This is a genomic window from Pseudoalteromonas luteoviolacea (assembly GCF_001750165.1).
Taxonomy (GTDB): domain Bacteria; phylum Pseudomonadota; class Gammaproteobacteria; order Enterobacterales; family Alteromonadaceae; genus Pseudoalteromonas; species Pseudoalteromonas luteoviolacea_G.
In genome coordinates, this window is record NZ_CP015411.1 from 2,743,060 (window position 1) to 2,757,219 (window position 14,160).

Genomic DNA, 14,160 nt, shown 5'->3' on the forward strand with positions numbered 1-14,160 from the left:
AGCGTGGAGTCCAGAGGATTTTAACCTTTCTGGCGCTAATAAAAAGCTTTTTTGACAAAAACATTTGAGGCTTTTCAGCCAGTTGGTCATATATTCACAAATTGTAGATATAAATGGCCAATTAAGGCCATTTAAGAGCACAATTATTCACACTTTTTTTTCTGGTCAGGCCAGATAAAAGTACCTATCGCAGGTAACAGCAACACAGCACCGAGCATATTCACCAAGAACATAAATGTCAGTAGTATTCCCATGTCTACTTGGAACTTTAACGCAGAAAAAATCCACGTGCTGACGCCGATAGCTAATGTGATTCCAGTAAACAATACTGCACTCCCTCGTTCAGCTAATGCATTACGATATGCAGCCGATAATGGCATACCTTGTTTCAACTGGTTCATCATTGAAGACAAGATATAAATGCCGTAGTCAACACCAATACCAACGCCTAGAGCAATGACTGGTAGAGTAGATACAGTCAAACCAATCTCAAGCTTAACCATCAGCGCTTGTGCCAAAGTAGAAACAATGTACAGAGGTAATACAACTGCGATTGTCGCTCGTATGCTTCTGAAGCTAATAAGGCACAGAATAATCACCGCTCCATAAACATAGATCATCATTGGCAATTGTGCAGCAGCGACAGATTCATTTGTTGCGGCCATTACACCGATTGGGCCAGACGCCAACTTAAAGCTTACACGATCTGTCCCTTCTTCTTTAGCAAACAGCTTAATTTGCGACACAACATGATCAATGGTTTCAGCTTTGTGATCGTCCATAAAAATGATGATCGGCATAACTGAGCAATCACCATTTAATAGACCGGTGCTGGTCTCAACGCGTGATGTTGCTTGAACAAGAGAAGCGCCATTTCTCGGCAGAGTTTGCCATTTTAAATTTCCTTCGTTGTAGCCGGCATTCACAGCTTGGGCCACTGAGCTCAAAGAAACCGCAGATTGTACCCCTACTAAATTTTCTATTCGCCACTGGAATCGGCTTACCCTATCCATCGTGTCATGCTCTGTACAAGCAGCTGGATAAGCTTCAACCAATACTTTTAAAATGTCAGATGATATTTCATAGCGGTCTGAAATAAGGAACGTATCTAAATTATAACGGGCGTCCTCATGCAGCGCGGGGGCACCGGCATGTAAGTCACCAATGCGCATATCTTTCGATTGCCAATAACCAAACGCAAATAAACCAGCAGATACCAGCAGAATAACTGCTGCGTAGCGTCTATCTGTTGCCAGTACTAGGCTTTCTCTGAGCTTAGTGAACGCATTATTGGCTTTGGCTTTGCCATCATCAACACGATGCATTTTTGACGACTTATAATAAGACGCAAGGACTGGCAATAAAATCAAGTTCGTAAAAATGATAACCGCCACACCTAAACTTGCCGTGATTGCAAGTTCTCGAATGATACCGATATCAATAGCAAGCAACGTCATGAATCCAATCGTGTCAGAGAGTAACGCAATGCCGCCAGGAATAAGCAGTGCTTTGAAGCTTGCCTCAGCGGCTACTTTACTACTTACACCTTCTGATACTTTTTTACCAATAGCATTGATCATTTGCACGCCGTGGCTCACACCAATAGCGAACACTAAAAATGGCACAAGAATAGACATTGGATCAAGGCCAAAACCAAGCACTGAAAGCAAGCCCATTTGCCATACAACAGCGATCAATGAACACGCGATTGGGAGCAATGTTAGCTTAAAGCTTTTGCAGAAAAGCCATACCATAATGAAGGTAAATAAAATCGCAATCGCGAAAAAGAACACAACATCTTTTGCACCATCAGCAATATCTCCTGCCATCTTGGCAAAACCAATGATATGAATTGATACTTTATCTGTGCTTAAAGGTTCGCGGATCTCTGACTCTAATTTTTTTGCAAATGCGAGCGTGTCCAACTTTTGCTGTGTTTGCGGATCTGTCTCCATAAGCTGAGCAGATACCATGGCGCAAGAATAGTCACTTGCAACCATGCGGCCAACGACTTTGGCTTTTTCAATATTTTGTTTTACGACAGCCAAGCCTGCGGTATCAGCGGTAAAATTCGCTGGAATGATTGGGCCACCTGCAAAGCCATCTTCAACGACTTCAACAAATCGTGCACTCGGTGCAAAAATAGAGTTTACCAATGGACGATTCACGCCCGGGATAAAGTAAAGTTGGTCGTGAACGGCTTTTAACTGTGTAAAGAATTCAGGATTAAAAATATCACCATCCGCATCACATACAGATATTAAAATACTGTTCGCACCACCAAATTGTTTTTCATGCTTTAAATACACCTTCATGTAATCATGGTTTAAAGGTATATTTTTATTGAAAGATGCATCAAGCTGGATATGTGTAGACTTATAACCTAAAAAGACTGTCGCTAGCGCAAATAGCGCTATCACCATAAAACGATGCCTAAAAACGACATACACTAGTTGATTTAAAATAGACTGCATTAGCGATCAACCTCAATTGTTTGAATACCCTCTTCTGTAGCCAGCACCAGTTGACCGTTGTGAAGCACACCTGAAAGAATAGATTTACCGTTTTTCAGCTGTTTTGTTTTCACATTTTCACCCTCTACAGTAAAAACGAAACCGCTGTTCGCCAGCATAATTTGTGCAGTATCAGTTGAAACAATACTGTTAATCGTCGCGGCCTTGTCCACATTGATAGGTGAAAAAGACACGTCTTTACTATCAGAAATAAATGTGTTGCCACGTAAGCCTGCTGCAATAAGCTGTTCTTGTTTGTTTTTGTTTACAGCAAACAGTGAACCTGAATAAAATTCGTCAATTCTTGTCCATGTTGTGCCTAAATCACGGCTTACCGCAAATAAACCCATCTCACCAACAAGAAAAATATCGTTGCCATCAATCAGCATTCGATTGAAGTGAGGTAAAATAAATTGCGTTTCTTCTTCATATGCTTGCGGATCGTCTTGCTTTAGTTCAGCTAAATACTCAACGTCATCAGGGTGTACAAACTCATTTAAAAAGCGTTTAGTCCAGCTTTTACCGCCATCTTGTGTTTGATACATCATGCCGTATGCACCAATTGCGAAACCTTGCTTATCACTTACAAACTCAATATCTAAACAAGGTTTTTCTAGATCAGGCAAGTACTGTTGGATTTGCCAAGAGACGCCACCATCGGTGGTATTTAAAATCGAAGCGTCATGACCACACGCCCAACCTCTTTTCGCCGATTTAAATTCCACAGCAGTTAAGAGAGATTGGATTGGTACATGCGCTTGCTCCCAATTTGAACCATCATCACTGTACACTATTGTCCCATGCTTCCCTACGGCAACAAGTTTCTTTCCGCTGTTGGTGATATCAGTTAGCAAGGTCTTCTCTGGGTGTGCAACTCTCAACGCTTCTGAGGCGCTGCCAATAGCTTCACTTTGCATAACGAGCACTGCAATCGAGGTTGCAATTAACTTCTTAATCATTATGAATACTCAAATAAAAATGTCGTGAATGACTGGGGGGATAAAACTGGACACAGTGATGTCCAGTTTTAATAGAGTGTAGAAAGATCAAATTAATTGATCCCGAAAGACGCTATATTAACGTCTTCCCTCTCGACGAAGTGCACTTTGAGTAAACTCATTGTCTTGGAATGACTGTGTAAAGTCATACATTTTTTCCTCGTTGTCTAGGCCGATTGCTAGATAACGACGAGAGTTTAAGTCGTGGTATACGTCTAGTGTACTCCAATGTGTCGGTACGTCGTAATAGTTAATACCATGTGCCATCGCAACGCGGTACATTTGGTCACGGTTGTCATATAAGTCCGCTACATGAATTTGCCAGCTATCTTCATCAATGAAGAAGACACGCTTTTTATAAATATGACGTGTGCCTTCTTTAAGGTTCGCTTCAACAACCCATACACGGTGCTTTTCATAGCGAACGTGCTCTGGGTTAATATGACCGGCTTTCAAAATATCTTCATACTTCAAAGAATCGCTATGTAATTTATAGCTGTTGTACGGAATGTACATCTCTTTTTTGCCTTTTAATGTCCAGTTATAACGGTTAGGAGAACCGTTGAACATATCAAAGTCATCTGTTGTACGTAAGCTATCAGACGCAGTTCCCGGAGCATCGTACGCAACGTTAGGTGCACGACGAACTCGACGCTGGCCTGTGTTGTACGTCCATGCTTGTCGAGGTGTTAAAATTTGGTCCATTGTTTCGTGCACAAGTAATGCGGTACCCGCTAATCGCGCAGGCTCGGTCACTTTTTGCTTGAACTTAAATAGAACATTCGATTTTTGTAACTCTTCTGGCGTGGCGCTCGGATCTGAATACTTAACCAGTAGCTTTTCATCAAAACCGATAATGTTATAAGAACCAGAAGCGGTTGGCATTGCCTGGCCGCCGTTACGAGCAATAGACAAGCCACGATAACGTAATAAATGGTTCCAAATTGCCTCTAGGCCATTTTCAGGGATCGGAAACGGGATACCAATTGCAGTATTCTTGATACCGTTACCGCCCTCAATAAGTTCAGCTGTCGATGCATATTTTTTTGTTGCGTCGTATACAAACTGAGGATAAGCCGCACTGCGTCGAGTTTGGTAAACATTCATTTTAAACGTTTCTGGATAAGTCTCGAACAATGCTATCTGACCAGGGCTCAAGTTATCTTTGTACTTATCAAGGTTACTCTTATCGATGGTGAATAAAATTTTATCATCAGCATAAGGGTCTGGGTGATGCATACCTGGTTTAAAGTTCGCAGGTGGCTTAGTGATGCCGCCAGTCCATGCTGGAATAGAGCCATCCGCATTGCCTGCAACCTCAGCGCCGATTGGTGACAAATCCTTCCCTAAACGAGCCACTTCCTCAGGCGTCATTTTTGCGAAAGCAATTGGTGCAGCCATTATTGTCATTATTGATGCTGCAAGTAGTGTAGGTTTTCTAAACATATCGAAAGCCCTTAAATTGAATACTTAATATTAAATGATACAAAATCACGATCAGAGAATGTGTTTGTTGCGCCACCGCCCCAGAAAGTGTTGTAGCCTAAATCGAATGACCATGCATTCTGATAGCTAAAGTTAAGGTTGACACCCATAGACTTTCTATCTTCGACGAATAAGAACATTGGGTCTGGTGTTGTGCCGTTTACGTCATGAGAAAACACAACTCGTGGTGAGAAGTTCACACCAGAGAACAAATTGTTGTATTCACCTTTAGCGATTAAACGGTAACCCCATGAAGAAGCCGTTGGGAACGGGTTAACTTCAGGGCCATTCGAAACTGCCTGGTGGATCAAGTCGTAATTACGACCCTCTATCCCCTCGATTGTGCCACTTCGGCCAGTACCAGCAACATTCAAACGTAATTCATCATAAGACGGCATATCTTTAATCGTTACAGCGCCGACTTCACCCACAACTGCCCAACTATCTGCACCCAATGATGGTCCAAACAAATGCGTTGCTGTGAATTGTAGTTGCATCGTATCTTTTAAAACAAAACCTTGTGCAACTTCACCAGGCTCAACGTACGCTATGTCATTGCCTTGGCTTAACTGAGAGAACCCTTCAAAATCTTCACGAATACCTGCAGCAGCCAATTGCTCAACCATACCTGCGTATAGCAGCTCCACGTCATCGATTTGTAAAGGCTCATCTTGGCGATAGGTAAACTCGCCTGAGAATGCAGTCTCACCAATGGCTGTATTAAAACTCAGACCGTACAGTTTGATGTCCTCAGGGTACACAATTACAGCTTGTGTAAAGGCATTCAAGTTCGTGATATTGTCTTCTGTGATCTTATTTGTTTGGATATAATTAAGATCCTGCATAATTGCAGCCGTAGTAAAGTTAGATGCTTTACCTGAAATTAGTGGTCTACGGCTATGATAGTTAATATGATAAAGTGCAATCTCAGTATCATTCAGTTCAGGTACAAACATACCTAAACGAATACCAAATTGACCACTGTCATCCGCATCTGTTTTACCAGCATCACCTTTGCCTTTCAGCGCAACACGTGTTGGATATGCAAGATACATAGACGACAGCATTTGTAACGCATCAGGGCTGCTTAATACACTTTCATCAGTGACATCTAAACCCTGAGCTGCGAGTGCACCAACCCAATTTGTCTGAAGTGAGTTTAACGCTTCAGTTAAATGATACAGGTCAATATCCGGGTTTGAAGTAAAGCCAAGCTGTACATTTTGTGCATAGCCATTTGCCGATGCAAAATCGTTAGTAGAGAAGTAGCTACCAGTTGCAGGTAAGCGGGTCTCGTGCCACTGATACTGATAAAATGCTTCTAAAGTTACATTTTCAGTAATTCCCAAAGAAGCCCAAAGCATGCCAACAGGGATAAATGCTTCTTTAAGCTCAGAACCAGGCGCTTTCAATCGATCAATATCAACTGGGTTTACGTTTATCCCGTGAGAGATAAGGGTACTCTCACCCCAGTTTATAACTTGCTGGCCCAAACGAATAGACAGCGGATTATTCCCGTCATTTAAATCAAAATCTGCCCATATAAATGCATCTAGCAGTCTCGCATCGGAACACACTTGCTCTTTAGTATCATCATCTGCGCACGGGTCAACTTTTTGACCAGAGACTGGGTTACTGTATGCAAAATCCCCATCTTCCATGGCAAAGTCATAAAAATACATGAAGCGAGAGAAGAAACCGTAGTTGTCTTTCGTGATTGCAAATTCGTGCGTGCCTTTTAGCTGCTGAGAAAAAGTGTCGCCAGAGTCAAAATTTAAATTACCAGCGTCACCATTATTCGAATATGCGCCCTCTTGGCTCCACACCTGAGAAGAAGAATACAAAGTATTGCCTGTAGACGCGTTGTATCCAGTCCAGTCAAACCTTGGATGGTTACTCTTACCGATAATTCCGAAGTCTCGGTCTTCTACTCGGATACTTTGACCATATGAGAACGTCGAATCAAACGTTATCTCAAAATCACCGACTTGGAAATTAGCAGCTTGCGCATGCATACCAACAGTTCCAAAAATGGCTGCTCCAAGCCCAAGCATGATCTTGTTCTTAGTAAAGCGCGCTTTTTTTATCATTATTTCTCCCCCCTCTGGCGGGTAAATCTAATCAAGTTATTGTTTTTTGTTGTCGTAACGATAGAAGCGAAAATCGAAAATTACAAATTTTACGCGTTCGTTCGATGCATTTTTAACTTTTTAGCCTGTCTTTTAACCTTGGTAAGACGTCTTACCAGAATAGTTATAACACGTAATTTAAGTTTAAAACAAACCGAATTAACAAAAATACTTTATCTCACAAAGCATTTTTTGACCGTTAAGCCACCTTTTCAAGTGCGATAAATTTATTGCTATCGTCAAGTTGCAGTCGAAATCGACCACTCACGCCGATACTAGACACAAACCTACGGATATGGGTAGCTGGAAAGCGGATCCGCTTTCCACCATCTTCCACTACCTGAATATATTCAATATCTCCTTCATAGTAAGCAAGACATTGATCGTGAGTAAGTCTTAAAAAAAAGTAATATTCTTGCATGTATCAGTTTAATGCTCTGTCAATTTTCTCATATAGATCATCGCTTAAATTCGAAATCGCAGCTAACCGTTCTAACTGGACACGCATTTTTGATTGCCTATCATCATCGAAACGTTTGAATGAAAGTAACGGAGTTATTATGCGTGAAGCATTTTGCGGATTTAACTCATTAAGCTCAGCAATTAAGTCACCTAACAATTCATAACCTCTACCATCACGTCTATGGAATTGCTGTGGGTTTAACCTTGTAAAAGTACCGACTAAAGCCCTCACCCTATTTGGGTTAGATTTATCGAAACAAGGATGCTTATATAGGGACAGAACAATGTCAATACACTTGTCTGTTTGACTCGTCGCTTGTAGCGCAAACCACTTGTCCATAACCAATAAATCATGATTCCATTGCACATCAAACTCTTGCATTAAAGCACCTGCAAGTTTGTGCTGTGCATTCAATGCACTTTTTAGCGCACCAAGTTTTGTAGTCATATTTGATGAAGCAGCTTGCTCTCGCAACCAGCCAGATACATCAACTTGAGTTAATGAAAGATAGTAAAGGCTTTTGTTACGTAATGCGCGAATTGCGACATCTTGCGCGCTCAGCCCACCACAGTCTTTGGTAAGTGTATAGAACTCTGTTAAATAACCTTCTAACAATTGCGCTATTTGTAACTCTAAACGTTCAATTGCTTGGCACAACGCATCAACAGGTACAACCTCATACCCGCTTGATAAAGTATCAAAGTTCGGTACAGATATATATTCAGCCAAAATAGCGAGGTCATCTGGTTTATTAACAAACAAACTCTCAAGTACTGAAGATAGCTCGCTGAACATGTCACCGCTTTGGTCTTCAGCTTTTACATAGGCGCGTATTTGTTGAGTAAATAATATCTGGATCGCTTCCCACCTTGCATAGTAACTCGTTGCATACTTGGCAATGTGGCTAAGCTGAGTTAGAGAATAATCGTATTCCAACAGGCACGGGGCAGAAAAGTCTTCCAACAATACAGGCGTCGGCTCTGATTCGACATTACTAAATACAAAACTCTGCTTCTCTTCTGTCAGTTCAAGTACTCTGCCATGTTTTAACTTTACACCTTCAAGTGTAATAGTTTGACCCTGCTCGTTAAGTAATTCAATTGCAACGGGTATATGAAGTGGTTCACTGACTGGGTCATTTTCAGCATGCGTTTGCTGAATATCAAGCTGATAAGTTCTTGCTTGAGCGTCATACTCAGTATTCACATGCACTGTAGGAGTACCAAATTGGCTATACCACAGTTTAAACTGATTTAAATCCGTTTGTGTAGCGTCAGCCATCGCATTGACAAAATCATCGCATGTTACAGCTTGGCCGTCATGACGTTCAAAATATAATTGCATCCCCTTTTGGAAGCCTTGCTCGCCAAGCAGTGTGTGCATCATACGGATCACTTCTGCACCTTTGTTATACACCGTCACGGTGTAGAAGTTATTCATTTCGATTACTTCTTCAGGTCGAATTGGATGCGCCATAGGTCCAGCATCTTCAACAAACTGATGAGTCCTCATCGCATTTACTGCATCAATACGGTTTAGTGCTCTAGAACCTAAATCACTGCTAAACTCCTGATCTCGGAAAACGGTCAATCCTTCTTTTAAACTCAATTGAAACCAGTCTCGACAAGTAACACGATTACCCGTCCAATTATGAAAATACTCGTGGCCCACAATAGATTCAATGACGTGGTAGTCTCTATCTGTCGCAGTTTCTTGGTTGGCAAGTACACAAGCACTGTTGAAAATATTAAGACCTTTATTTTCCATCGCGCCCATATTGAAAAAATCAACAGCCACAATCATATAAATATCTAGGTCATACTCTAAACTAAAACGCTCTTCATCCCACTTCATTGATTTTTGCAATGATGTCATTGCATGAGGCGCTTTGGATAAATTACCTTTATCTACAAACAACTGTAACTTAACTTCTCTGCCGCTTTTGGTCACAAACTTATCTTCTAGCTTGTCAAAGTCTCCTGCAACCAACGCGAATAAATACGACGGTTTTTTGAATGGGTCTTCCCAGGTTACAAAATGACGACCTTCTGCTAGTTCACCAGCGTCTATTTGGTTGCCATTAGACAGTAAAAATGGAAAGCTTTTATCTCCTATCACCGTGACTTTATATGTCGCTAAAACATCAGGCCTATCAAAAAAGTAAGTTATTTTTCTGAACCCTTCAGCTTCACACTGCGTACAGTAAGCGCCATCAGAAAGATATAGGCCCTCTAACGAGGTATTTAGCTCAGGGGATATTTCTGTTTCAATTTCAAGGGAAAATGACTCTGGCAGTGAGTTAATCTTAATGCCATCGACTAATAGTGTAAAATCAGTATGTACTTGACCATCGACTTTTAATGTTATTAGTTTTAAATCAACACCATCTAACTCAATATATGATTGGTCCATATTGGCTTTTAAATTGTATTTCGCTATTACGCGCGTTTGTTGAGGTGACAAATCAAAAACTAAGTCTATGTGCTCAACTTGGTGGCTTGGTGGCTGATAATTTGCTAATAATTTAGCTTGCGGTTTTTGAGTCATTTAAGTTCCTTCGTCGCACAAGATGATCAAATAAGATGAATAACGCCCGTCGACCAGCTTATGCTGCCTATTAAATGCTAATGTCAATACGTTTAATTAAACGATCATTCAAGCACGTATCTCTATAAGACAGGATTTTATAATATTAAATTAGGGAAATGTAGCTTTCAAATAAGATTAGACGAGTTATCTCACTGTTTAAAAATAAAAAGGCCTCAATCAGTTGAGGCCCTGTTTTTTATTCTTGCTCTCTTGGTTTAAGTTTTAAAACTTTTACGCCAAGGTAACCATAAACAATCGCTAAAAGTGGATTTATCAGGTTGAAAAATGCATAAACAGCATAGTCTAGAGGGTTTATTAATAGTACGCTTTGCATATACGCACCACAAGTATTCCACGGGATTAATGGGCTGGTAATAGTCCCACCATCTTCAAGCGTTCTTGATAAGTTTACGCTCTGCAGGCCACGTTTTTTATATTCCTCTTTGAACATTCTACCAGGAACTACAATGGCGATATATTGATCCGCGGCAACAAGATTGGTACCAAAACACGTAGCAATTGTAGAGGCAATTAACGAACCTGTGCTCTTTGCTATGCGCAAAATACTGCGCACAAACACTTCTAACAGACCCGTTTTTTCCATAATGGCCCCAAACATCAAGGCGGTCATAATTAGCCACGTTGTTGTCAACATACTAGACATACCGCCACCACTTAGCAGATCATCCATTTTCGCATCACCAGTTTGAACACTGAACCCATCAAAGAACGTTGCCCAAATAAGCTTAAACTGACCTACAAGCTCACCTTGAGAAGCATCTATTTGGCTCGCTATCAAATCTCCTTGGAAAAGTAGTGCCCATACAGCGCCGACGACAGCACCAATAGAAATCGCAGGAAAAGCTGGCATTTTCTTAATTGCCAGCCCTAATAGAATAATCAGTGGCACTAGCATAAAAATATTGATATTGAAGTTGTCTTGCAAAATAGCGCTAATGGCGTCAATTTTACTCGCGTCACTGGCAACATCTGCGTTGAAACCCATAATAATAAAAATAATCAGTGCAATGACAAAACTAGGCACTGTTGTCCATAGCATATGTTGTATGTGGTCAAACAAATCACTGCCAGCTACTGCTGGTGCCAAATTCGTAGTCTCGGACAATGGACTTAGCTTATCACCAAAATATGCACCCGAAATAACCGCACCAGCGGTAACTACAGGATCCAGACCTAATCCATTAGCGACACCCAACAAAGCCACACCAATAGTCGCAGCCGTCGTCCAAGAACTGCCTATACTCATAGCCACAATACCGCAGATTAAACAACTGGCAGCGTAGAACCAAGCTGGGTTGATTATCTGTAGCCCATAATAAATGAGTGTTGGCACAGTGCCGGACAATAACCACGTTCCGATTAATGCACCAACCATGAGTAAGATCAAAATCGCACCTAAGGAAATTGTGATACCTTTAATCATTGCTTCTTCAAGAGTTTTCCATGTGAAGCCATTTTTTAAACCAATTAAAGCAGCTGTAAAAGTTGCAAATAATAATGCGATTTGGTTCGGACCAGAAGAAGAGCTATCACCGTACAGATATACAGCTGCACCCAATAAACTCACTAATACTATAATTGGTATGAAAGCATCCCATGAAGATGCAGTTTTTGGTTGTTTCAAATTCATGTACCCCTCGCACTCATTTCGGTGCGTATTATTATTTGACCGAGTATCACTACCCTTTTACCAATCCGGTTTGATAATTATCAATAGTTAAACCTGACAAACTAGGCTCATTTTATACTGCGATGCAGTATTAGATTGAACCAAAAGGCTGTTTCAATTATCAAAACGGATTGATAAACATAGTCTATGTTGTCTTGTTGCGGCTGACGATAATAACAAATTTGCTCACAGTAGTAACGAAAAAAGGCGCTATCGCGCCTTTTTTCCACTGAGTTTAATTATCTTGCTTACACTAAATATCGTTTTTAACGAGCCTGCCAAAATTGATCATATCCTGAGTTATCAACGCAGTTTCCTCTAAGTAAGGATCTAGATCAGATATTACATCTGGGACATCATCTAAGTTTTCGATTGCTTCCAACCCTAGGCGCTTTAATCTTTCGTTTGTACGAACAAGTGCTCTTTGGTCTCTTTCCTCACGCTCCTTTTCTCGCTCAGCTTCAACCAATGAGATGGATGTTTCACTCTCTTGCTCTTTGTAACGTTTGATATCACTGTAAACATAGGAAAACTCAGGCTCTGAGGCAACGCGTTTGTTATGCTTAGTATTAAGGTGCCCTATTACAGGCGATAAATCATCAATCGTATTGTACTGTGCTCTAGCGATACTATCCCATGGAAGGGCATTATCTTCTTGGCTTTCGCCCCATTCTTCAGGCTCAATGAAAGAAGGCAGCAAGATATCTGGGATAACACCTTTATTCTGTGTGCTTCCACCATTGATACGATAAAACTTTGCTATTGTATAAGTAATGCTACCAAGCGGGTTTTCGAATAAGTCATAGGTTCGTCTCAAACCTCTGTGCTGCTGAACAGTGCCTTTACCAAATGTTTGCTCACCGACAACAACCGCTCTGCCATAATCTTGCATTGCAGCTGCAAATATCTCTGATGCAGAAGCACTGTAGCGGTCAACCAAAACAGTTAACGGTCCGCTGTAATATGTCTTACCATCTTGGTCTTTTTGCACATCAATACGATTTTTAGCAGTATGAATTTGTACAATCGGGCCTTTATCTATAAATAAACCTGACAGCTTTTTAGCCTCATACAACGAGCCACCGCCATTCTGTCTAAGGTCAATAATGATACCATCGACTTTTTCAGCTTTAAGTGCATTTATCTCTTTTAATACGTCTTCAGATAAATTGTTGTAAAAGCTCGGTATTTCTATAATACCGATTTTGCTTGTTAAGTCTGAGTACTGTGCTTTAAATACAGATGACTTGGCTGCACGATCTTCAAGTCGAATTTTATCACGAACAATTTCCACGACCTTGGGCGTACCGTGAGAGTCGCTTCCTTTTAAGTATTGAAGTCTAACTTTGGTCCCTTTTGGACCCTTAATTAGGTCTACTACATCATCCAATCGCCAGCCAATGACATCAACAAAATCTTTGCCGTCTTGCGCTACGCCAATGATTTTATCGTCTGCTTTTATTTTTTCAGTTTTATCAGCTGGACCACCCGGTACTAAACTACGGATAACTGTATAATCTTCATCGTAGCTTAAAACGGCACCGATACCTTCTAACTCAAGATCCATATCCATCTTGAATTGTTCAGCTCGACGGGGTGATAAGTAGGAAGTATGTGCCTCTATACTTCTAGCGTATGCATTCATTACAATTTGATACGCGTCTTCGCTATTTGTTTGAACTAAACGCTTCTGAGCATTCTTGTAGCGCTTAGTCAGAATTTCTTTAATGCCTTCCCAGTCTTTACCTGTTAGCTTCAACCGTAGGGCATCAGACTTAACCCTTTGACGCCAAAACTCATCAAGTTCAGCTTGGTTTTTTGCAAACGCAGCTTCTTCTCGGTCGTAATAAAAAGCATCGGGAGTATCAAACTTCATTTCTTCGTTTAATAAGGAAATAGCATATTGGAAACGTTCAAATCGCCTTTGCAAGCTGATATTGAACATTTCAAAAGCAAAGTCTAACTTACCACTCATAAGTGCTTCATCAAACTTTGCTTTATGTTGTTTAAATGCGTCAACATCTGACTGAAGAAAAACAGATTTGTTGTAGTCTAACGTCTCTACATATCTATCAAAAATTTCCTCAGACAGGGTCTCGTTGAGCTTAAAACGTTTGTAGTGGTCACGAGTAAATTTACTAGTCACTCTTTTCGTAGCTGTTGCGTGCTGTAATTCAGGTTTAAGCACTGGTATATCTTTTTCTGTTACAACGCTAGTTGCTGCAAAACATGTATTTGCAACAAATAATGCAACGGCCCCTATGAGTGGTAAATTTTTACTCATACACTACTC

General features: G+C 40.8%; 8 protein-coding genes. All 8 read right to left on the bottom strand.

From position 1 onward, the window contains the following. Window positions 1–143: 143 nt before the first annotated feature. Window positions 144–2,474, bottom strand: a complete 2,331-nt coding sequence (locus S4054249_RS11610; protein ID WP_046355018.1) for an efflux RND transporter permease subunit — start codon at window positions 2,472–2,474, stop codon at window positions 144–146. Next, window positions 2,474–3,472 carry a YCF48-related protein gene (locus S4054249_RS11615; protein WP_046355017.1) on the bottom strand — a complete coding sequence of 333 codons (999 nt, stop codon included), beginning with the start codon at window positions 3,470–3,472 and terminating at the stop codon, window positions 2,474–2,476. Before S4054249_RS11615 ends, S4054249_RS11610 begins: the two co-directional genes overlap by 1 nt. Window positions 3,473–3,589: 117 nt before the next feature. Continuing rightward, window positions 3,590–4,957: a DUF1329 domain-containing protein gene (locus S4054249_RS11620; RefSeq protein ID WP_046355016.1), complete on the bottom strand. Its 1,368-nt coding sequence runs from the start codon at window positions 4,955–4,957 to the stop codon at window positions 3,590–3,592. 11 nt (window positions 4,958–4,968) lie between these two features. Then, the gene (locus S4054249_RS11625; RefSeq protein ID WP_046355015.1) at window positions 4,969–7,086 is read right to left on the bottom strand and encodes a DUF1302 domain-containing protein; all 2,118 of its coding nucleotides are present in this window, start codon (window positions 7,084–7,086) and stop codon (window positions 4,969–4,971) included. Between the two features lie 238 nt (window positions 7,087–7,324). Further along, a complete protein-coding gene (locus tag S4054249_RS11630) occupies window positions 7,325–7,546 on the bottom strand; it encodes a DUF2835 family protein (RefSeq protein WP_046355014.1) in 222 nt (73 codons plus the stop codon). A 3-nt stretch (window positions 7,547–7,549) separates the two neighbouring features. Then, window positions 7,550–10,135, bottom strand: a complete 2,586-nt coding sequence (gene pepN / locus S4054249_RS11635; RefSeq protein WP_046355013.1) for an aminopeptidase N — start codon at window positions 10,133–10,135, stop codon at window positions 7,550–7,552. Window positions 10,136–10,373: 238 nt separating this feature from the next. Further along, window positions 10,374–11,828 (bottom strand): Na+/H+ antiporter NhaC, encoded by a 1,455-nt coding sequence (nhaC, locus tag S4054249_RS11640; protein WP_046355012.1) that lies wholly within the window; start codon window positions 11,826–11,828, stop codon window positions 10,374–10,376. 292 nt (window positions 11,829–12,120) lie between these two features. Beyond that, on the bottom strand, window positions 12,121–14,151 hold the full coding sequence (gene prc, locus S4054249_RS11645; protein ID WP_046355011.1) for a carboxy terminal-processing peptidase: 2,031 nt from the start codon (window positions 14,149–14,151) through the stop codon (window positions 12,121–12,123). Between the last annotated feature and the right edge of the window lie 9 nt (window positions 14,152–14,160).